The 19,487-nt window shown below is 70.7% G+C and carries 21 protein-coding genes; 8 read left to right on the top strand and 13 right to left on the bottom strand.

Annotation, left to right across the window (positions count from 1 at the left end; translation table 11 throughout):
* Nucleotides 1-121: 121 nt before the first annotated feature.
* Nucleotides 122-466 (bottom strand): preprotein translocase subunit YajC, encoded by a 345-nt coding sequence (yajC, locus tag A5714_RS00275; protein ID WP_068069870.1) that lies wholly within the window; start codon nucleotides 464-466, stop codon nucleotides 122-124.
* 209 nt (nucleotides 467-675) lie between these two features.
* On the opposite strand from yajC, the gene gabT reads away from it, so the two are divergent.
* Both gabT and car read left to right on the top strand, forming a co-directional pair.
* The gene (gabT, locus tag A5714_RS00280) at nucleotides 676-2,016 is read left to right on the top strand and encodes a 4-aminobutyrate--2-oxoglutarate transaminase (RefSeq protein WP_068281781.1); all 1,341 of its coding nucleotides are present in this window, start codon (nucleotides 676-678) and stop codon (nucleotides 2,014-2,016) included.
* A gap of 147 nt (nucleotides 2,017-2,163) precedes the next feature.
* Nucleotides 2,164-5,688 (top strand): carboxylic acid reductase, encoded by a 3,525-nt coding sequence (gene car, locus A5714_RS00285; RefSeq protein ID WP_068281695.1) that lies wholly within the window; start codon nucleotides 2,164-2,166, stop codon nucleotides 5,686-5,688.
* Nucleotides 5,689-5,749: 61 nt separating this feature from the next.
* Here the strand turns inward: car and A5714_RS00290 are convergent, their stop codons facing one another.
* From A5714_RS00290 to ruvC, 5 genes are all read right to left on the bottom strand, one after another.
* Nucleotides 5,750-6,445 carry a hypothetical protein gene (locus tag A5714_RS00290; RefSeq protein ID WP_068281697.1) on the bottom strand — a complete coding sequence of 232 codons (696 nt, stop codon included), beginning with the start codon at nucleotides 6,443-6,445 and terminating at the stop codon, nucleotides 5,750-5,752.
* A 118-nt stretch (nucleotides 6,446-6,563) separates the two neighbouring features.
* Nucleotides 6,564-6,950 carry a DUF1304 domain-containing protein gene (locus tag A5714_RS00295; RefSeq protein ID WP_068281699.1) on the bottom strand — a complete coding sequence of 129 codons (387 nt, stop codon included), beginning with the start codon at nucleotides 6,948-6,950 and terminating at the stop codon, nucleotides 6,564-6,566.
* A 20-nt stretch (nucleotides 6,951-6,970) separates the two neighbouring features.
* Nucleotides 6,971-8,026 carry a Holliday junction branch migration DNA helicase RuvB gene (gene ruvB, locus A5714_RS00300; protein WP_068281701.1) on the bottom strand — a complete coding sequence of 352 codons (1,056 nt, stop codon included), beginning with the start codon at nucleotides 8,024-8,026 and terminating at the stop codon, nucleotides 6,971-6,973.
* Nucleotides 8,023-8,628: a Holliday junction branch migration protein RuvA gene (ruvA, locus tag A5714_RS00305; protein ID WP_068281704.1), complete on the bottom strand. Its 606-nt coding sequence runs from the start codon at nucleotides 8,626-8,628 to the stop codon at nucleotides 8,023-8,025. Before ruvA ends, ruvB begins: the two co-directional genes overlap by 4 nt.
* The gene (gene ruvC, locus A5714_RS00310; protein WP_068072439.1) at nucleotides 8,625-9,191 is read right to left on the bottom strand and encodes a crossover junction endodeoxyribonuclease RuvC; all 567 of its coding nucleotides are present in this window, start codon (nucleotides 9,189-9,191) and stop codon (nucleotides 8,625-8,627) included. The genes ruvA and ruvC overlap by 4 nt, the downstream gene beginning before the upstream one ends.
* A 181-nt stretch (nucleotides 9,192-9,372) precedes the next feature.
* Between ruvC and A5714_RS00315 the strand changes: the two genes are divergently transcribed.
* Genes A5714_RS00315 through A5714_RS00335 form a run of 5 tightly spaced genes read left to right on the top strand, consistent with a single transcriptional unit; the run spans nucleotide 9,373 to nucleotide 12,980 of the window.
* Complete coding sequence (locus A5714_RS00315; protein WP_068281706.1) at nucleotides 9,373-9,984, top strand: DUF4178 domain-containing protein; 612 nt, start codon at nucleotides 9,373-9,375, stop codon at nucleotides 9,982-9,984.
* Nucleotides 9,985-9,999: 15 nt separating this feature from the next.
* The gene (locus A5714_RS00320; protein WP_068281707.1) at nucleotides 10,000-10,506 is read left to right on the top strand and encodes a DUF2617 family protein; all 507 of its coding nucleotides are present in this window, start codon (nucleotides 10,000-10,002) and stop codon (nucleotides 10,504-10,506) included.
* Nucleotides 10,503-10,934, top strand: a complete 432-nt coding sequence (locus A5714_RS00325; RefSeq protein ID WP_068281783.1) for a DUF4247 domain-containing protein — start codon at nucleotides 10,503-10,505, stop codon at nucleotides 10,932-10,934. The genes A5714_RS00320 and A5714_RS00325 overlap by 4 nt, the downstream gene beginning before the upstream one ends.
* Before the next feature lie 28 nt (nucleotides 10,935-10,962).
* Entirely contained in the window at nucleotides 10,963-11,418 is a 456-nt protein-coding gene (locus A5714_RS00330) for a DUF350 domain-containing protein (protein WP_068072430.1), read from the top strand.
* Entirely contained in the window at nucleotides 11,415-12,980 is a 1,566-nt protein-coding gene (locus tag A5714_RS00335; RefSeq protein ID WP_068281709.1) for a polyamine aminopropyltransferase, read from the top strand. Before A5714_RS00330 ends, A5714_RS00335 begins: the two co-directional genes overlap by 4 nt.
* 9 nt (nucleotides 12,981-12,989) lie before the next feature.
* On the opposite strand, the gene A5714_RS00340 is transcribed toward A5714_RS00335, so the two are convergent.
* Nucleotides 12,990-13,742 carry a YebC/PmpR family DNA-binding transcriptional regulator gene (locus A5714_RS00340; RefSeq protein ID WP_068281711.1) on the bottom strand — a complete coding sequence of 251 codons (753 nt, stop codon included), beginning with the start codon at nucleotides 13,740-13,742 and terminating at the stop codon, nucleotides 12,990-12,992.
* A gap of 83 nt (nucleotides 13,743-13,825) precedes the next feature.
* Nucleotides 13,826-14,527, bottom strand: coding sequence for a hypothetical protein (locus tag A5714_RS00345; RefSeq protein WP_068281785.1), 702 nt, complete (start codon nucleotides 14,525-14,527; stop codon nucleotides 13,826-13,828).
* Nucleotides 14,528-14,718: 191 nt separating this feature from the next.
* Here A5714_RS00345 and A5714_RS00350 point away from each other — a divergent pair, with 191 nt between their 5' ends.
* Entirely contained in the window at nucleotides 14,719-14,937 is a 219-nt protein-coding gene (locus A5714_RS00350; RefSeq protein ID WP_068281714.1) for an acyl carrier protein, read from the top strand.
* A 22-nt stretch (nucleotides 14,938-14,959) separates the two neighbouring features.
* Here the strand turns inward: A5714_RS00350 and A5714_RS00355 are convergent, their stop codons facing one another.
* Genes A5714_RS00355 through pdxS form a run of 5 tightly spaced genes read right to left on the bottom strand, consistent with a single transcriptional unit; the run spans nucleotide 14,960 to nucleotide 19,396 of the window.
* Entirely contained in the window at nucleotides 14,960-15,637 is a 678-nt protein-coding gene (locus A5714_RS00355) for a DsbA family protein (protein ID WP_068281787.1), read from the bottom strand.
* A 2-nt stretch (nucleotides 15,638-15,639) separates the two neighbouring features.
* A complete protein-coding gene (locus A5714_RS00360) occupies nucleotides 15,640-16,992 on the bottom strand; it encodes a cytochrome P450 (protein WP_068281716.1) in 1,353 nt (450 codons plus the stop codon).
* A gap of 35 nt (nucleotides 16,993-17,027) precedes the next feature.
* Nucleotides 17,028-17,624: a pyridoxal 5'-phosphate synthase glutaminase subunit PdxT gene (pdxT, locus tag A5714_RS00365; protein ID WP_068281718.1), complete on the bottom strand. Its 597-nt coding sequence runs from the start codon at nucleotides 17,622-17,624 to the stop codon at nucleotides 17,028-17,030.
* A complete protein-coding gene (gene tesB, locus A5714_RS00370; RefSeq protein ID WP_068072411.1) occupies nucleotides 17,621-18,466 on the bottom strand; it encodes an acyl-CoA thioesterase II in 846 nt (281 codons plus the stop codon). Before tesB ends, pdxT begins: the two co-directional genes overlap by 4 nt.
* Nucleotides 18,467-18,475: 9 nt before the next feature.
* Nucleotides 18,476-19,396, bottom strand: coding sequence for a pyridoxal 5'-phosphate synthase lyase subunit PdxS (gene pdxS, locus A5714_RS00375; protein ID WP_068072409.1), 921 nt, complete (start codon nucleotides 19,394-19,396; stop codon nucleotides 18,476-18,478).
* Nucleotides 19,397-19,487 lie beyond the last annotated feature (91 nt).

Consider the following 19,487-nt stretch of genomic DNA (forward strand, 5'->3'; position numbering starts at 1 on the left):
CCAGCAACAGCAGGAAAACCGACAGGTAGCGGGCAGGGTGCACCGGCGCCGAAGACGATGCCACGTTCCTTATATCTCCTCGAGAATCGCTTTCTAACCCGGACAGAGCCTACGTGCCCGGTCAGGAATCCTCGATCACCCGGCTCTGATCGACCGGGCCACCCGCCTCGGCCACACCGTCGGCGTGCTCGTCGTCAAGGTCGGCGTCGTCGGTGATCCGGTCGCGGATCGCCAGCTTCATCCAGGTGGTCACCACCCCGGGCGCGATCTCCAGGTCGACGTCGTCGTCGGTGATCGCGACGACCGTGCCCTGCAGCCCCGACGTCGTGTGCACCCGGTCACCCGGGCGCAACGACTCGTGCAGGTCGATGGTCGCCTGCATCGCGCGCTTCTGGCGCCGCGACGCGAAGTACATGAAGCCGCCCATGATGAGCACGAACGGCAAGAACATGATCAAGCTCTCCATGGACGTGCCTGCCTTCCGTCGTGAATTTTCGGGTACCCCCGTCGGGGCGGCGCGGCTCGGACGCACACCTGTACCGACGGTCCAGTGTGCCCCTAGTTTGGCAGGCCGCGGGCGGCGGCCGACCGGGCCGGTGCACGGGAGGCCGGCCGGCGCCACGCCGGATAGGCTCGTGGTGGCCGCGACGCGCGCGGCCCGTGAAGGGGGATGTGGTGGCCAGCCTCGAACAAACTCGCCAACTGGTCACCGAGATTCCCGGGCCGGCGTCGCTCGAACTCAACAAGCGACGGGCCGCCGCGGTCTCGCACGGCGTCAACGTCTCGGTGCCGGTGTTCGTGGCCCGCGCGGGCGGCGGCATCCTCGAGGACGTCGACGGCAACCGGCTCATCGACCTGGGCTCGGGCATCGCCGTGACCACCATCGGCAACTCGTCGCCGAAGGTCGTCGACGCGGTGCGCGCGCAGGTGGCCGAGTTCACCCACACGTGCTTCATGGTGACGCCGTACGAGCAGTACGTCGCCGTCGCCGAGGAGCTCAACCGCATCACCCCCGGCACAGGCGAGAAGCGCTCCGTGCTGTTCAACTCTGGCGCCGAGGCGGTCGAGAACGCCGTCAAGGTTGCGCGGTCCTTCACGCGCAAGCCGGCCGTCGTCGCGTTCGACCACGCGTACCACGGCCGCACCAACCTGACGATGGCGCTCACCGCCAAGTCCAAGCCCTACAAGAACGGCTTCGGCCCGTTCGCGCCGGAGGTCTATCGGGCGCCGCTGTCCTATCCCTACCGCGACGGGCTGCTGGACAAGGAGCTGGCCACCGACGGCGAGAAGGCCGCCGCCCGCGCCATCGGCGTCATCGAGAACCAGGTCGGCGCCGACAACCTGGCCGCCCTTGTCATCGAGCCCATTCAGGGCGAGGGCGGGTTCATCGTCCCGGCCGAAGGCTTCCTGCCCGCGCTGCTCGCGTGGTGCCGCAAGAACGACGTGGTGTTCATCGCCGACGAGGTGCAGAGCGGGTTCGCCCGCACCGGCGCCATGTTCGCCTGCGAACACGAGGGCATCGAACCCGACCTGATCTGCACCGCAAAGGGCATCGCCGACGGGCTGCCACTGTCCGCGGTCACCGGCCGCGCGCAGATCCTGGACGCGCCGCACGTCGGCGGTTTGGGGGGCACCTTCGGCGGTAACCCCATTGCCTCTGCGGCCGCCCTGGCCACCATCGCCACGATCGAGAACGACGGCTTGATCGAGCGAGCCCGACAATTGGAACGACTCATCACGGAACCGTTGTTGCGGCTACAGGCCAGTGATGACCGAATCGGCGATGTCCGCGGCCGCGGCGCCATGATCGCCATCGAATTGGTGAAATCTGGAACCGCCGAGCCCGACGCGGAACTCACCCAGAAGCTGTCCACCGCCGCGCACGCGGCCGGCGTCGTCGTGCTGACCTGCGGCATGTTCGGCAACGTCATCCGGCTGCTGCCCCCGCTGACCATCACCGACGAGCTGTTGGCCGAAGGGATCGACGTCCTGGCCCAACTGCTGCACGAACTCTAGAGCCGGCCATCGCCCCTGGTGGGCAATCTCACACCGCCAACATTCGGGGAGGTCGTGGAGGAATAAGGTTACTTTAGCTAACGTTCTAAGGGTCAGCGCGTAGCGCAGATTTAACTAACTATCTTTTATTTGCAAGGGGAACTGTCTATGTCGACCACCAACCTCGACGAGCGGCTGGCCCGCCGCGTCGAAGACCTCACCGCCAACGACCCGCAGTTCGCCGCCGCCAAGCCGGACCAGGCGATCACCGACGCCCTCGAGCAGCCCGGCCTGCGGCTGCCGCAGATCATCCAGACCGTGTTGGAGGGCTACGCGGACCGCCCGGCGCTGGGACAGCGCTCCGTCGAGTACGTCAAGGACCCGGCCACCGGCCGCACCACCTTCGAGCTGCTGGACCGCTTCGAGACCTTCACCTACGGCGAGGTGAACGAGCGCGTGTCCGCGCTGGGCCGCGCCTGGGCCACCGAGTCCGTGCGCCCCGGCGACCGCGTGTGCGTCCTGGGCTTCAACAGCGTGGACTACGCGACCATCGACATGGCGCTGGGCCAGATCGGCGCGGTCTCCGTGCCGCTGCAGACCAGCGCGTCGATCACCGGCCTGCAGCCGATCGTGGCCGAGACCGAGCCCGTCCTGGTCGGCGCCAGCGTCGCCCAGTTGAACGACGCCGTCGAGCTGATCCTGGGCGGTGACCACCGGCCCGCCAAGCTGGTTGTCTTCGACTACCACCCCGAGGTGGACGACGAACGCGAGGCCGTCGAGGACACCCGCGCGCGCCTGAGCGACGCCGGGGTCGCCGTCGAGACGCTGGCCGAGGTCTTGGAGCGCGGGCGGCAACTGCCCGCCGCCGAGCCCCCCGCCACCACCGAGGACGACCCGCTGGCCCTGCTGATCTACACCTCGGGCAGCACCGGCGCGCCCAAGGGCGCGATGTACCCGCAGAGCAACGTCGGCAAGATGTGGCGCCGCGGCAGCAAGAACTGGTTCGGGGAAAGCGCCGCGTCGATCACGCTGAACTTCATGCCGATGAGCCACGTCATGGGCCGCGGCATCCTCTACGGCACGCTGGGCAACGGCGGCACCGCGTACTTCGCGGCCCGCAGCGACCTGTCGACCCTGTTGCAGGACCTCGAGCTGGTCCGGCCCACCGAGCTGAACTTCGTCCCGCGCATCTGGGAGACGCTGTTCGGTGAATACCAGCGCCAGGTCGAGCGGCGGCTGCCCGACAGCGCCGACAGCCAGGCCCGCAAGGCCGTCGAGGAGGAGGTCCTCGAGGAGCAGCGCCAGTACCTGCTGGGCGGGCGCTACATCTTCGCGATGACGGGCTCGGCGCCCACCTCACCTGAACTGCGCAACTGGGTCGTGTCCCTGCTGCAGATGGACCTGCTCGACGGCTACGGCTCGACCGAGGCCGGGATGGTCCTGTTCGACGGCGAGATCCAGCGACCGCCCGTGGTCGACTACAAGCTCGTCGACGTGCCGGACCTGGGTTACTTCAGCACCGACCGCCCGTACCCGCGCGGGGAGTTGCTGCTCAAGACCGAGAACATGTTCCCGGGCTACTACAAGCGGGCCGAGACCACCGCCAGCGTCTTCGACGAGGACGGCTACTACCGCACCGGTGACGTGTTCGCCGAGACGGCTCCCGACCGGCTGGTCTACGTCGACCGGCGCAACAACGTGCTCAAGCTGGCCCAAGGCGAGTTCGTGACCCTGGCCAAGCTGGAGGCCGAGTTCGGCAACAGCCCGCTGGTGCGACAGATCTACGTCTACGGCAACAGCGCCCAGCCCTACCTGCTGGCGGTCGTGGTGCCCACCGAGGAGGCGCTGCAGCGCTGGGACGGCGACGAGCTCAAGGGCAAGATCGCCGACTCGCTGCAGACTGTCGCCCGGCAAGCCAACCTGCAGTCCTACGAGGTGCCGCGCGACTTCATCATCGAGACCGAGCCGTTCACGCTGGAGAACGGGCTGCTGACGGGGATCCGTAAGCTGGCCTGGCCCAAGCTCAAGGCGCACTACGGCGACCGCCTCGAGGAGCTCTACGCCAAGCTCGCCGAGGGCCAGGCCAACGAGCTGGCCGAGCTGCGCCGTAGCGGCGCGGACGCGCCGGTGCTGCAGACCATCAGCCGGGCCGCGGCCGCCATGCTGGGCACCGCGACCTCCGAGCTGACGCCCGACGCGCACTTCACCGACCTCGGTGGTGACTCACTGTCGGCGTTGACGTTCGGCAACCTGCTGCGCGAGATCTTCGACGTCGACGTGCCGGTGGGCGTGATCGTCAGCCCGGCCAACGACCTGCAGGCGATCGCGAACTACATCGAGGCCGAGCGGCAGGGCACCAAGCGGCCCACGTTCGCGGCCGTGCACGGCCGGGGCGCCACCACGGTGCACGCCAGCGACCTGACGTTGGACAAGTTCCTCGACGAGGCCACCCTGAGCGCCGCGCCGAACCTGCCCAAGCCCGCCGCCGAGGTGCGGACCGTGCTGCTCACCGGCGCGACCGGCTTCCTGGGGCGCTACCTGGCGCTGGAGTGGCTCGAGCGGATGGACCTCGTCGACGGCAAGGTGATTGCGCTGGTCCGCGCGAAAAGCGACGCGGAGGCCCGGGCCCGGCTCGACAAGACCTTCGACAGCGGGGACCCCAGGCTGCTGGAGCACTACCGCAAGCTGGCTGCCGACCACCTCGAGGTGATCGCCGGTGACAAGGGCGAGGCCAACCTCGGCCTGGACTCCCAGACGTGGCAGCGGCTGGCCGACACGGTCGACCTGATCGTCGACCCGGCGGCCCTGGTCAACCACGTGCTGCCGTACAGCGAGCTGTTCGGGCCGAACGCGCTGGGCACGGCCGAGCTGATCCGCGTCGCGCTGACCAGCAAACTCAAGCCGTACACCTACGTGTCGACGATCGGCGTCGGCGACCAGATCAAGCCGGGCGAGTTCGTCGAAGACGCCGACATCCGGCAGATCAGCGCCACCCGCGCGATCAACGACAACTACGCCAACGGCTACGGCAACAGCAAGTGGGCCGGCGAGGTGCTGCTGCGTGAGGCCAACGACCTGTGCGGGCTGCCGGTCGCGGTGTTCCGCTGCGACATGATCCTGGCCGACACCAGCTACGCCGGACAGCTCAACCTGCCGGACATGTTCACCCGGCTGATGTTGAGCCTGGTCGCCACCGGGATCGCGCCCGGCTCGTTCTACGAGCTGGACGCCCAGGGCAACCGGCAGCGGTCACACTACGACGGCCTGCCGGTCGAGTTCATCGCCGCGGCGATCTCCACGCTGGGGGCGCAGGCCCTCGACGGGGTCGCGGGGTTCCAGACCTACCACGTCATGAACCCCTACGACGACGGCATCGGGCTCGACGAGTACGTCGACTGGCTGGTGGAGGCCGGCTACTCGATCCAGCGCATCGCCGACTACGGCGAGTGGCTGCAGCGGTTCGAGGGCGCGATGCGGGCCCTCCCGGACCGGCAACGCCAGTACTCGTTGCTGCCGCTGCTGCACAACTACCAGCACCCGGAAAAGCCGATCACCGGGTCGATGGCGCCGACGGACCGCTTCCGCGCCGCGGTGCAGGAGGCAAAGATCGGGCCGGATAAGGACATCCCGCACGTGTCCGCGCCGGTGATCGTCCAGTACATCACCAACCTGGAGCTGCTCGGCCTGCTCTGACCGCGCAACGCGAATCGCCCAGCCCCCGCGGGGGCTGGGCGATTCGTCTTTCCGACGGTGATCAGCGTTGCGGGTGCGGCCACCGCAGGTAGGAGGCGTTGCCGCCACTGGCCGTCGCGGGCGTGCGCTGGCGCCGCCAGCCCCGCTTGGGCGGCTCGGGCTCGGCCACCTCGGCGGCCGGAACCCGCGGCCGGGTCAACGCGCTCGAGGACACCTCCGACGGCTCGTAGTTGGCCTCACGGTACGGCTCGACGGCCGGAGCCGCCGCCACGGGTTGCACGTCACGCGCCAACCGCACGGCCGTGCGGGCCAGCGCCATGCCGGCGAGCAGGATGATCAGCGCGCCCAGGCCCGAGAAGTAGGACAGCTCGAGGGCCGCCCGCTTCCGGTCGGTCGCCGCGATCGGGTCGCCGGCCGAGCCGATACCCAGCAGCGGCGCCACCTGGTTTCCGACCACGAACCAGGCGCCGGCCAGCACGGCCAGCCAGCCGCCCACCATCGCGGTGGCACGGTGGCCGGCCAGGATCAGCAAGAGGCCGCCCACCACGGCGGCGGCGCCGGGCAGCACCTCGAGCCAGCCGCGGGCGGCGCTCCACGCCCAGTCGCGGTCGGGCGTGTAGGCGAAGTTGAAGCGCGGACCGACGAAGGGAATCAACGCCCCCCACGCCCCCAAGATGACCAGCAGCAATCCGCTGACCGCGCCACGCGATCGAGGCATCCTGAGCCCGCGCGCGCGGTCGTCCTCTGCGTATTTCATGACATCTCCTCGCTAGATACCGGGCGGTTCTCCGGCGACGCCTGATTACCCGGCACTTTGCAGAAGTAACCTGGGCGGCTGCGCCGGCCCGTGGCCACTGAGGCTGGTGAGGCTGCTGTTACGCGATGTGACCGATCAGCAACAGCACGATCGCGAGCACCGGAAACGCCCCCTGCGTCACCGCGGCGCGGGCCTTGTCCCGCGCGGACGCCAGCAGTACCACCGCGGCGGCGGCCATCGAGCCGACGCCGGCGAAGACGAGCGCCGCCCCGACGGCGTTGTGTCCCAACGCGATTGCGGCGACACCCACTCCGGTGACGATCGCGAGGAACAGGTTGTAGAAACCCTGGTTGAAGGCCAGCAACTTGGTGGTTTCGGCCTCCTCGGCGGTGGTGCCGAAGGTGGCGCGGGTGCGCGGCGAGGTCCAGGTCAACGATTCCATCACGAAGATGTAGACGTGCAGTAACGCCGCCAGCGCGGCGACGATCAAACCGCCAGTGAGCACCGGAATCCTCCTCGCACGAGTTACTCGAACAGCCCGGGCTGACCCAGCGCCGTCACCGCCGCGGGCGGCGCCATGCCCAGGTGGGTCCACGCCTGGGCCGTGGCCACCCGCCCGCGCGGCGTGCGGGCGACCATCCCGGCGCGCACCAGAAACGGCTCGCACACCTCCTCGACGGTGGCGGCCTCCTCCCCCACCGCCACCGCCAGCGTCGAGACGCCCACCGGGCCGCCGCCGAAACTGCGGGTCAGCGCCGACAACACCGCCCGGTCCAGCCGGTCCAGGCCCAGCTCGTCGACGTCATAGACCTGCAGCGCCGCCTTCGCGACGTCGCGGGTGATCACCCCGTCCGCCCGCACCTCGGCGAAGTCGCGGACCCGGCGCAGCAGCCGGTTGGCGATCCGCGGCGTGCCGCGCGAGCGCCGGGCGATCTCCTCGGCCGCGTCGGCGCCCACCTCGATGCCCAGGATCCCGGCGGAGCGGGCCAGCACGCGCTCCAACTCGGCCGGCTCGTAGAAGTCCATGTGGGCGGTGAACCCGAACCGGTCCCGCAGCGGGCCGGTGAGCGCGCCGGAGCGCGTGGTGGCGCCGACCAGGGTGAACGGCGCCACCTCCAGCGGTATCGAGGTGGCGCCGGGGCCCTTGCCGACCACCACGTCGACCCGGAAGTCCTCCATCGCCAGGTACAGCATCTCCTCGGCGGGCCGCGCGATGCGGTGGATCTCGTCGATGAACAGGACGTCATGCTCGACCAGGTTCGACAGCATGGCGGCCAGGTCTCCGGCGCGCTCCAACGCCGGGCCGGACGTCATCCGCAGCGACGACCCGAGCTCGGCGGCGATGATCATGGCCAGCGACGTCTTGCCCAGGCCCGGCGGCCCGGACAGCAGGATGTGGTCGGGGGTGCCGCCCCGGTTCTTCGCGCCCTCGATGACCAGCTGCAACTGCTCGCGCACCCGCGGCTGGCCGATGAACTCGCGCAGCGACCGGGGGCGCAGGCCGACGTCGATGTCCCCCTCCCCGGGGACCAGAGCCGCCGATACGTCGCGCTCGGCGTAGCCGTCCGGAAACTCGCTCATCGCGACTTGCCCAACAGGGACAGGGCGGCGCGCAGGGCGCCGGAGGTGGTGGCCTCCGGGTCGGCGGCGAGCACCTTGTCCGTCGCCTCCTCGGCTTGCTTGCCGACGAAGCCGAGGCCGACCAGGGCCTCGACCACCGGGCCGCGGACGGCGTGGCCGTTGCGGACGGTGGGGGCGGCCGCGCCACCCGCCGCGGCATCCACCGGGCCGATCTTGTCGCGCAGCTCCACGATCATCCGTTCGGCGCCGCGCTTGCCGATCCCCGGCACCCGGGTCAGCGCCGTCACGTCGCTGTCGTGCAGCGCCCGGCGCAGCGCGGCGGCGTCGTGCACGGCCAGCGTCGCCATCGCCAGCCGGGGACCGACGCCGGAGACGGACAGCAGCGTCGAGAACAGGTCCCGGTCGTCGGCGTCGGTGAAGCCGTACAGCGTCATCGAGTCCTCCCGCACGATCATCGCGGTGAGCAGGCGGGCCTCCGTCCCGGTCCGCAGGGTCGCCAGCGTCGACGGCGTCGCGTTCACCCGGTAGCCCACGCCGGCGGCCTCGATCACCGCGTGGTCGAGCGCCACCTCGAGCACCTCACCGCGCACCGAGGCGATCATCGCGCGGCCCTGCGCGTGGCGTCCAGCTTCGCCCGGTAGGCCTGCCGGTGCCGCGCGGCCAGCGCCTCGGCCGCCGCCATCCGGGCGATCATCGGGGCCCGCCAGCAGTGGCAGATCGCCAGGGCCAGCGCGTCCGCCGCGTCGGCCGGCGTCGGCTTCGTCTGCAGCCCCAGGATTCGGGTCACCATCGCGGTGACCTGCGCCTTGTCGGCCGCGCCGTTGCCGGTGACCGCGGCCTTGACCTCGCTGGGGGTGTGGAAGTGCACGGCGATACCGCGCTTGGCCGCCGCCAGCGCGACGACGCCGCCGGCCTGGGCGGTGCCCATCGCGGTCGAGACGTTGAGCTGGGAGAACACCCGCTCGACGGCGACGACCTCCGGCTGGTGGGTGGCCAGCCAGTGTTCGACCGCGTCGCTGAGCTGCAGCAGGCGCTCGGCCAGCGGCGCGTCCGACGGGGTGCGCACCACGTCGACGTCCAGGGCGACCACGCGTCGCCCGCTCCCGCTCTCGACCACCGACAGCCCGCATCGGGTCAGCCCGGGATCGACGCCCATCACGCGCATTCCGGCTCCCACCTGTAGAACAGCTGTTCGATACCCTAGCGGCGCGCGGTGACCGGCCCGGGCAGGACACGCGGCGACGCGGCCGATTGCCGGTCGCGAGGTTTAGGCACCCGACCGGGCTAAAGCTGTTAGCTTTAGCCCCACACGTTCGCTCAAGCCTCGTCGGGATGGAACAAGTAGCGTGGGATCTCTGCTGGTCATCGTCGCCATCGTGCTGTTCATCGCGTCCATCGTGGTCCTCGTGATCGCTTTGCGGCGGCCCAAGCGCCCGGCCCCGCCGGCCGGCCGACCGGACCCGCTGGCCGCCGACGCGCTACCGCAGTTCGGGCCTCGGCAGCTGGGCCCCGGCGCCATCGTCAGCTACGGCGGCGTGGACTACATCGTCCGCGGCTCGGTCACCTTCCGTGAGGGCCCGTTCGTGTGGTGGGAACACCTGCTCGAGGGCGGCGAACAGCCGATCTGGTTCAGCGTCGAGGAGGACGACGGGCGCCTCGAGCTGGCCATGTGGGTGACCCGCAAGGATCTGTGGCTGCGGCCCGGGGACCCCTACGTCGTCGACGGGGTGGCGTTCCACGAGTCGGAGCGGGGCCGCGCCTCCTACACCACCGAGGGCACCACCGGGTTGCCGGCCGGCGGCGAGATGGAGTTCGTCGACTGCACCAACGCCGACGAGACCGCGCTGCTCTCGTTCGAACGGTGGGCCCCCGACATGCCATGGGAGATCTCCACCGGCAAACCCGTGGTGCCGGGCGAGCTGACCGTGTATCCGGCGCCGCCGCCCACCCCCGCGTAGGGCGCGGGAGCTCCGGTGCCCCTCCACCACCTCGCGGTGACCCCCACGGACGTGTCCGGGGAGCGCCTCGGCCTGGCCCTCAACGCGCCGGTCCCCGCGCCGCTGGCCACCTGCCGCCTCGAGCACCCGGGCGGCGGCGCCGTGCTGCTCGGCGTGCTCGGCGCCTCCCACGTGGTGGCCGTCGAGCACGCCGCGGGCCGGTTCTCCGAGGAGGTGTCCTGCTCCGCCCGCAGCGCCGGCGCCGATCTGCCGCGGCGCACCGCCGGCCCCGGCTACCTCCTGCACTCGCGCACCGAGGCCCGCGACGAGCCCGGTTTCCGGCGGCTCGCCCGCACTCTGCGCGACCGGTGCGCCGCAGAACCCGGGTGGCTGGGCGGCAGCTTTCCCGGCGACGACGCCGCGCTGACCGTCCTGGCCGCCGAGCCCGACGGGCCCGGCTGGCGCTGGCAGACGTGGCACCTGTACCCCGGGGCGTCGGGGGGCGGGACGGTGGTGCACACCGCGAGCCGGTGGCGACCGTGAGCCGCAACCGGCTCTTCGTCATCGCCGGCGTGCTGGCGCTGGCGGCCACGCTGTGCCTGGTCTTCGGAATCATCCTGCTGCAGAAGAACGTCGCGTCCTACGTCGCCGGGCACTACCACCAGTACGCCCGGGACGTGAACGGCACCCGATATCAGTGCAGCGGCAAGCCCGACGACGTCGCGGACACCCTCGCCGACTACGCCGAGCCCGACGCGCGCGCCGACAGTGACAGCACCGAGTACCTGCGCTACCCCAACAACATCGTCATCGTCGGACCCGACGGGCAGTATCCGTGCAGCATCCGCGTCGAGCCGCTCAGCGCCGGCTACAGCCACGGCGCCTTCGTCTTCCTCGGTCCCGGATTCAGTCCCGGATCACCGTCGGGCGGCGCCGGCGGCACCCCGGGCGGGCCCGGCGGAACCAAGTGACGGCACACCACCGATAAAGGAGACAACCATGTACCTCGCCGTCGAGATCGGCACGGTCGACCTCAACCCCGTCCTCAAGGGCGCGGTCGCCACGATCCTGTACTTCCTGGTCGGGATGGGCGTCCTGCTCGTCGGCTTCTACGCGGTGGACGTGCTGACGCCGGGCAAGCTGCGTCAGCTGGTGTTCGTCGAACGCCGCCCCAACGCCGTCGTCGTCGCCGGCGCCATGTACATCGCCCTGACCATCGTCATCATCACCGCGATCACCGACAGTTACAGCCAGCTGGGTCAGGGGCTGGTCGGCGTGGCTGTATACGGGCTGATGGGCGTCGTGCTGCTGGGCATCGCCCTGCTGGCCATGCACCTGCTAATCCCGGGCAGCTTCCACGAGCATGTCGACGAACCGCAGCTGCACCCGGGGTCCTTCGCCGTGGCGCTGATCCTGCTCGCCGTCGGAGGGGTCACCGCCGCCGCGGTCTCATGACCACCGAGCGGACGCCGGCGCGCTGGCGCGCGGTCCTGCTGGCCGCCGTCGCGGCGTGCGCGGCCTGCGGCATCATCTACGAACTCGCGCTGCTGACCCTGTCGGCGAGCCTCAACGGCGGCGGCATCGTCGCCACCTCGCTGATCGTGGCGGGCTACATCGCCGCCCTGGGGGCCGGTGCCCTGCTGGTCAAGCCGCTGCTGGCGCGGGCGGCCATCACCTTCGTCGCCGTCGAGGCGCTGCTCGGCATCGTCGGCGGGCTCTCCGCGGCGGCCCTCTACGTGGTGTTCGCCTTCCTGGAGGGCGACGGCTCGACATGGGTGCTGGCACTGTGCACGGCCCTGATCGGGGCGCTGGTCGGTGCGGAGGTGCCGCTGCTGATGACGCTGCTGCAGCGCGGCCGTGTGGCGGGCGCGGCCGACGCCGGCCGCACGCTGGCCAACCTCAACGCCGCCGATTACCTCGGCGCCCTGCTCGGCGGGCTGGTGTGGCCCTTCCTGCTGCTGCCGCAGCTCGGCATGATCCGCGGCGCGGCGGCCACCGGCATCGTCAACCTGGCCGCGGCCGCGGTGGTGGCGGTGTTCCTGCTGCGGCGGGTGGTGTCCACGCGGCAGCTCGTCACCGCGCTGTGCGCGCTCACCGCCGCGCTCGCGGTGCTCGCGACGCTGCTGGTGTGCTCGGCCGACATCGAGACCACCAGCCGGCAGCGGCTCTACGCCGACCCGATCATCGCCTACCGGCACACCGCGTACCAGGAGATCGTGGTGACCCGCCGCGACAACGACACCCGCCTCTACCTCGACGGGGGCCTGCAGTTCTCCACCCGCGACGAGTACCGCTACACCGAGAGCCTGGTGTACCCGGCGCTCGGGGGCCGCGCCGGCGGCGCGCGCTCGGTGCTGGTGCTCGGCGGCGGCGACGGCCTGGCCGCGCGCGAGCTGCTCCGCCAGCCGGGCATCACCGCGATCGTGCAGGTCGAACTCGACGCCGCGGTGATCGACATCGCCCGCACCACGTTGCGCGACGCCAACGCCGGCGCACTCGACAACCCGCGGGTGGGGCTGGTGATCGGCGACGCGATGAGCTGGCTGCGCACCCCGCACCCGGAGCTGCGCCCGGCCGCGGGGTTCGACGCGGTCATCGTCGACCTTCCCGATCCCGACACCCCCGCGCTGGGCCGGCTGTACTCCACCGAGTTCTACGCCCTGGCGGCCGGCGCACTGGCGCCCGACGGGCTGTTGGTGGTGCAGTCAGGCAGCCCCTTCTCGACCCCGACCGCGTTCTGGCGCACGGTGTCGACGATCCGGGCCGCCGGCTGCGCGGTCACCCCGTACCACGTGCACGTGCCGACCTTCGGGGACTGGGGATTCGCGCTGGCCCGGCGGTCCGGCGCCGCGCCGGTTCCGACGCTGCCGGCCGGCGCTCCCCCGCTGCGCTTCCTCGACCAGCGGGTGCTGGATGCCGCCACGGTGTTCGCCGGCGACGTCGCGCCCCGCGACCTCGAGCCGTCGACGCTGGAGCACCCGCGCGTCGTCGACGACATGCGCCACGGCTACAACTGACGCCGGGGGTTACGCCTCGATCTGCGCCAGGATGTCGTCCGGGATGTCGGCGTTGGTGAAGACGTCCTGCACGTCGTCGCTGTCCTCCAGCGCGTCGACCAGCTTCATCACCTTCTGCGCGCCGTCGGCGTCCAGGGGCACCGTCACCGACGGTTGGAACCCCGCCTCCGCGGAGTCGTAGTCGATGCCGGCCTCCTGCAGCGCGGTGCGCACCGCCACCAGGTCACCGGGCTCGCTGATGATCTCGAAGCTGTCGCCCAGGTCCGTGACGTCCTCGGCGCCGGCGTCGAGGACCGCGGCCAGGACGTCGTCCTCGGTGAGGCCGTTCTTCTCCAGGGTGATGACGCCCTTGCGGGAGAACAGGTAGGCCACCGACCCGGGATCGGCCATGGTGCCGCCGTTGCGGGTCATCGCCACCCGCACCTCGCTGGCGGCCCGGTTGCGGTTGTCGGTCAGGCACTCGATCAGCACCGCGACGCCGTTGGGCGCGTAACCCTCATAGGTGATGGTCTGCCAGTCGGCGCCGCCGGCTTCCTCGCCCGCCCCGCGCTTGCGGGCCTTCTCGATGTTGTCGTTGGGGACCGAGCTCTTCTTGGCCTTCTGAATGGCGTCGTAGAGGGTCGGGTTGCCCGCCGGGTCACCGCCGCCGACGCGGGCCGCGACCTCGATGTTCTTGATCAGCCGGGCGAACATCTTGCCGCGGCGGGCGTCGATGACGGCTTTCTTGTGCTTGGTGGTGGCCCACTTGGAATGGCCGCTCATCGCTGTCCGCACCTCTTCTGTTGCTCTTCCGCCAGACGAGTCTACGTGGGCCGACGGCGCGCCCGGCGGCGCGGGCCGCGAGGTCAGCGCGCGGTGACGCGCCCGACAAGGAGCGGTTGCGGCGCCCCGGCGTCACGCGTGTCGACGAAGAGCTGTTGCATGACGGCCCGCCACGACTCGGCGCGCAGCGCCGCGCCGTCTGCGCCGTCGCAGAGCCCGACGATGGTGGCCCGCCCGTCGTCGGCCAGGGTGTAGACCGGGCCGCAGCCGCCGTCTGCGGCGGCCTGTTCGGCCCTCAGGTCGGCCATGGTGAACCGGCCGCCGCCGACCGCGGTGACGTGGCCGCACCGCTGCACCGCGGAGGACTGCAGCACGCAGACCGCCGCGCCGGCCTCAACCCGCGACGCGGGATCCAGCCGCAGCCGTCGCCCGTCGGGCAACGTGTCGGCGGCCGCCACGGCCGGGTCCACGCCGATCGCCTCGTACTCGACCGCGCGCGACGAGCCGTCCAACGCGGCGGTGCCGGTGATGTTGTGGCGGGCGACGACCACGGACCCGACGGTGCCCCCGCGGCTGTCGGTGACCGGCGATTCGCCGTCGCAGCCGCCCGACGTCATTGCGATCCGCAGCGACGGTTCGACGAAGCCGACCACGCACCGGGTCGCCCCCTGCCAGACGGTCATGCCGGGATAGATCCGCGGGCCCGGGTCGGCGGCCGCCTGCGTGGGCGCTGCCAGGCAGCCGAGCGCGAGCGTGGTCGTCAGGCAACGGCTCACGGGATTCATCAGCCGCACCGCCTTTCGCGCAGTGGGTATCCAAGCCTGGCTACCCGGGTGGCGGGCGCCCAAACTTAGCCACCAAACGAAGTGCCGCACCGCTGCCGGCGGCGCGAAATCGATTCCCGCGAAAGCGTTTTGGCCGCGACACACCGGGTATTTGCGGGCCGTACGACACCACCACTCATGAGGAGCACACCATGGCAACGGGAGAAACCGGCTTCGACGACGTCACCTTCGATCTGATCTCGGTGCAGTACCACACGTTGAAGGCCGGCCACGACTACGGGCAGTACGTCCGGGACGCCAAGAACGCCGGCCTCGACGACGTCGCGTCGTTCTTCGAAGACGTGATGAAGCAGGACTCGGCGCGCGCCCACAAGTGCCACGAGTATCTGCGTCAGCTCGAATCAGCCTGAGCGGCAATCGAACTCACCGCAGCTATTCGGGTCGGGCCGCGCGGCGGACGAGTTCGGCAATGGCTTCCCGGTCGTCATGGTCGACGACCGGGAAGCCTGCGCTGCCGGTGCCCACCCAATGCAGGGTGATGCCCGGGTTGTGGACGTCGGACCCGTCGGCGAGGAAGAAATGCGGGCTGCCCTGGACGTCGGAGGCGTGGGCGCGATAGTCGCGCATCATCTGGGCGCGGGCGCTGCCGCTGTCCAGGTCCGCCGCCAGCCGGTCGGCGTCGACCGAGGGGCACCGCTGGGCGACGGTGACGATCTCGTGGTGCAAGGCGATCGGCCGGTTGTCGGTGAAAAAGGCGTGCCGCAGCGCCATGTCGAGTTCCTCGCCGGCGCGCAGCGACTGGTGCTTGGCGGCCTGCACCGCCTCGTTGGCGGGCATGGTGGTGATGGGCCAGGTGGACGGGTCGGCTTGCCATGGCGTCCAACCGAAATCGGGTTCCAGCGCGCCGACGACGGGGATCTCGGCATCGAGGAGGCGCTTGGGGATCGCGAACTGGTTGACGTCTTCGAGCGCGAAAAGCCGTAGATCCACGCGGAGTTCGCCGGTCAGGTTCGTCTCGTCGCGCGCCCGGTAGAGCCGGTGCAGGGCGAGGGTCGCCCAGGCGCACGCGATGTCGGTGTAGGCGACGATGGTGCCGGGGGCGACGTCCACCGTCAGCGCCCGACCGTCAGCGCGGCGGGCGTGACGGCCCATTCCAGGGTGAGCTGGTTCAGCGTCACCGGCAGCGGGTGCTCCGCGGAGAGCTGCGGCGTCGACACCAGTGACAGCCGCAACCGGCTGAGCAGCTGAGCGAGCAGCGTGCTGGTGGTGAACAACACCAGGTTCCGCCCCGGGCATTCGGCCGGTCCCGCGCTGAACGGCACCAGTTGCCGGTACCGGTGCGCGGTCCCGTCGAGCCAGATGTCGGGCGCGAACTGGTTGGCGAAGAGCAGCAGCTGGTCGTCGCGGTGGAACGCCGGCGTCACGATCATCAGGCCCGCACCCGCGGCCACCGTGAACCGCTGCGGGCCGTCGCGCCACGCGGTGTCCTCGGTGGTGTCACGCAGGATCGTCGGCGTGGTGGGCCACAGCCGCACGCTTTCCAGCATGCTGGCCCGCAGGAACGGCCGCGGCAGCGGCGCGTCGGGGTCGTCGGCGTCGGCGAGCGCGCGGGCGAGCTGCTCGGGGTGTGTGCACAGCAGCGCCAGCGCGCGGCACAGCGCCATGCCGGCGGCGTCGAAGGCGAAGATCCACTGCGGCATCTGCCCCACCGGGTCGACGGCACCGCCGGCCGGTAGCTCCGCGAGCGCGGCGGAAAGGGTTCCCGGCTGCGGGTTTTCGACGTAGCGATACAGCTGGTCGAAGAACTGGGCGCGCCGGCGGTAGTGCGGTAACGACAGAAACGACCAGTTGCCCGCCTTGCGCAGCCGCAGCAGCTGATCGGTGATCCGCTCGTCGGTGCGGGCGGCGTCGCCGAACGCCAGGCGGCGGACCAGTCGCCACCAGCCGCGCATGAACTCGAAGGACTCCAACCGCTCGTCCCGCAGCGCCGCGGCGGCGATGGCCTCGGCCTCTTCGGCGATGACGGACGCGAACTGACCTGCCATGCGGTGTAGTTCGGCGCCGGCGTCCAGCGCCGCCTCGTTGAGGGCGCGGCGCCGCGCCCGGATGGCGCCCTGGGTGATCAGCACGCCGTGCGGCTGAAACCATTGCAGCGCCTTGCGTTTTTCCAGATTCGCGGGGTGGAACGGGTCGGGCGCGTGGTCGAGCACCCGGCCGACGTCCTCGGGGTCGAGGATCACCAGGATCCGCCGTCCGGGCAACGCCAGTTCGACGGGCCCGCGGCCGAATTCCTCGCGAAGTCGCTGCATCCGGGCCACGGCGCGGGAATCGGCCCGGGTCGACTCGAGCAGCCGGACCACGGGTCGCCGGCGCGCCAGGACTCCGGCGGCGATCGAGGAAGCGCCCAGGTCGGAGAGGGCCGTGAGCGCCCGGAAACCGGTCAGTCGATGTGCGTTGCGGGTCACGGCTGCTAGCTACCCGCCGACAACCACACCAAACTTCAGCGGCGGCCCGTCACGATGTCAACGAACAACTGGTGCACCCGGCGGTCGCCGGTCACCTCGGGGTGAAACGCCGTCGCCAGCTTCGCGCCCTGCCGTACGGCGACGGGATGACCCGCGGCGCTGGCCAGCTCCTCGACGCCCTCGCCGGCGCGTTCGACCCAGGGCGCCCGGATGAACACCGCGCGGACCGTCCCCGACAGTCCCGCGAAGGCCACGTCGCCCTCGAACGAGTCGACCTGGCGCCCGAATGCGTTGCGCCGCACCGTCATATCGATCCCGCGCAGCGGCAGTGCCGCCCGATCACCGACGCCGGCGTCCAGTATCTCGCTGGCCAGCAGGATCATGCCGGCGCACGCGCCGTAGGCGGGCAGGCCGTCGGCCAGCAGTCCGCGCAGCGGCTCTGTCAGGTCGAGCTCACGCAGTAGGTGGCTCATGGTGGTGGATTCCCCGCCGGGGATCACCAGGCCGTCGATCGACTCGAGCTCGGCGCGGCGGCGCACGGGCATGGCCTCGGCGCCGGCTTCGCCCAGGGCCGCGAGGTGCTCCCGGGTGTCGCCCTGCAACGCCAGCACCCCGATGCGCGGGCCGCTCACTGCTGGGTGGGCAGGTAGCCGCGGGGGAAGCGGGTCAGGCCCTCCTGCATGACGGCCGCGACCATCTCGCCGTGCTGGTTGAAGATCTTGCCCTGGCACAGCGCGCGCCCGCCGCAGGCCGACGGCGACGACTGGTCGTAGAGGAGCCATTCGTCGGCCCGGAACATCCGCATGAACCACATCGCGTGGTCCAGTGACGCCACCTGCAGGTGTTCGCGCTCCTCGAGGTGGGTGACCTGCGCCGAACCCAGCAGCGTCAGGTCGCTCATGTAGGCCAGCGCGCAGATGTGCAGCACCGGATCGTCGGGCAGCGGGTCGCGGTGGCGGAACCACACCTGCTGCTGAGAAGCCTTGTTCGGGAGCCGGTGAATCTGGTCGCGCGGGGCGATGCGAATGTCCCACTCCTGGAACTGCTTGAAGCCCTCGTCGTCGAACACCTTCATCGACTTGAGTCCCGGCAGGTCGTCCGGCGGCGGCGCCGAGGGCATCACGTCCTGATGGTGGATGCCCTCCTGATCGGTCTGGAACGACGCCGACATGGAGAAGATGGTCTCGCCGTGCTGGATGGCGTTGACGCGGCGGGTGCAAAACGAGCCGCCGTCGCGCAGCCGCTCGACGATGAAGATGGTGGGCGCCGAAGAGTCGCCGGGACGGATGAAGTAGCCGTGCAACGAGTGCACCAGGAAGCTCGGGTCCACAGTGCGCACCGCCGAGACCAGGGACTGGCCCGCCACCTGGCCGCCGAAGGTGCGCTGGAAGTTGCCCTGTTCGGGGCTGAACACGCTCCCGCGGTAGATGTTGACCTCGAGTTGCTCGAGATCAAGGATCTTTTCGATCGACACGGACTGTTTTTACCAGCCGCGCTGCGCCAGCCGATGGGGCTCCGGGACTTGCTCGACGTTGATGCCCACCATGGCCTCCCCCAAGCCGCGCGACACCTTGGCCAGCACGTCGGGGTCGTCGTAGAAGGTGGTGGCCTTCACGATCGCGGCGGCGCGCTGGGCGGGATCGCCGGACTTGAAGATTCCCGAGCCGACGAACACCCCTTCAGCGCCCAGTTGCATCATCATCGCCGCGTCGGCCGGGGTGGCGATGCCACCGGCGGTGAACAGGGTGACCGGCAGCTTGCCGGCCCGCGCCACCTCCACGACGAGGTCGTAGGGAGCTTGCAATTCCTTTGCCGCGACGAACAATTCGTCTTCCGACAACGACGTGAGCCGGCGGATCTCGCCGCCGATCGCGCGCATGTGCGTGGTCGCGTTGGAGACGTCGCCGGTGCCGGCCTCGCCCTTGGAGCGGATCATGGCCGCGCCTTCGGCGATGCGGCGCAGCGCCTCCCCCAGGTTCGTGGCCCCGCACACGAACGGCACGGTGAACTTCCACTTGTCGATGTGGTGGGTGTAGTCCGCGGGCGTCAGCACCTCGGACTCGTCGACGTAGTCCACGCCGAGGCTCTGCAGGATCTGCGCCTCGACGAAGTGGCCGATGCGGGCTTTGGCCATCACCGGGATGGTGACCGCGGCGATGATGCCCTCGATCATGTCCGGGTCGCTCATCCGCGAGACGCCGCCCTGCGCGCGGATGTCGGCGGGCACCCGCTCCAGTGCCATCACCGCGACGGCGCCGGCGCCCTCCGCGATTCGGGCCTGCTCCGGGGTGACGACGTCCATGATGACCCCGCCCTTGAGCATCTCGGCCATACCCCGCTTGACCCGGGCCGTTCCGGTCCGCCCGTTGCCGTTGTGTCCCGCGTTGTGTGCCGCGCTGTCCACCGCTACCTCTGGTTTTCTCGATCGTCTGTGCCTACCGGTACCGACCCAGTGTAGTAGTCACGCGCGGCCCGATTCGCGCTGAAGGGGCCGC

This window comes from Mycobacterium sp. E2462 (assembly GCF_001672685.1).
In the GTDB taxonomy this organism is placed as follows: domain Bacteria; phylum Actinomycetota; class Actinomycetes; order Mycobacteriales; family Mycobacteriaceae; genus Mycobacterium.

Excerpts from the sequence above, each read along its gene's own strand:
- yajC (WP_068069870.1), bottom strand. The coding sequence starts at position 466 with ATGGAGAGCTTGATCATGTTCTTGCCGTTCGTGCTCATCATGGGCGGC.
- car (WP_068281695.1), top strand. The coding sequence starts at position 2,164 with ATGTCGACCACCAACCTCGACGAGCGGCTGGCCCGCCGCGTCGAAGAC.
- A5714_RS00290 (WP_068281697.1), bottom strand. The coding sequence starts at position 6,445 with ATGAAATACGCAGAGGACGACCGCGCGCGCGGGCTCAGGATGCCTCGA.
- ruvB (WP_068281701.1), bottom strand. The coding sequence starts at position 8,026 with ATGAGCGAGTTTCCGGACGGCTACGCCGAGCGCGACGTATCGGCGGCT.
- ruvA (WP_068281704.1), bottom strand. The coding sequence starts at position 8,628 with ATGATCGCCTCGGTGCGCGGTGAGGTGCTCGAGGTGGCGCTCGACCAC.
- ruvC (WP_068072439.1), bottom strand. The coding sequence starts at position 9,191 with ATGCGCGTGATGGGCGTCGATCCCGGGCTGACCCGATGCGGGCTGTCG.
- A5714_RS00330 (WP_068072430.1), top strand. The coding sequence starts at position 10,963 with ATGTACCTCGCCGTCGAGATCGGCACGGTCGACCTCAACCCCGTCCTC.
- A5714_RS00335 (WP_068281709.1), top strand. The coding sequence starts at position 11,415 with ATGACCACCGAGCGGACGCCGGCGCGCTGGCGCGCGGTCCTGCTGGCC.
- A5714_RS00340 (WP_068281711.1), bottom strand. The coding sequence starts at position 13,742 with ATGAGCGGCCATTCCAAGTGGGCCACCACCAAGCACAAGAAAGCCGTC.
- A5714_RS00345 (WP_068281785.1), bottom strand. The coding sequence starts at position 14,527 with ATGAATCCCGTGAGCCGTTGCCTGACGACCACGCTCGCGCTCGGCTGC.
- A5714_RS00350 (WP_068281714.1), top strand. The coding sequence starts at position 14,719 with ATGGCAACGGGAGAAACCGGCTTCGACGACGTCACCTTCGATCTGATC.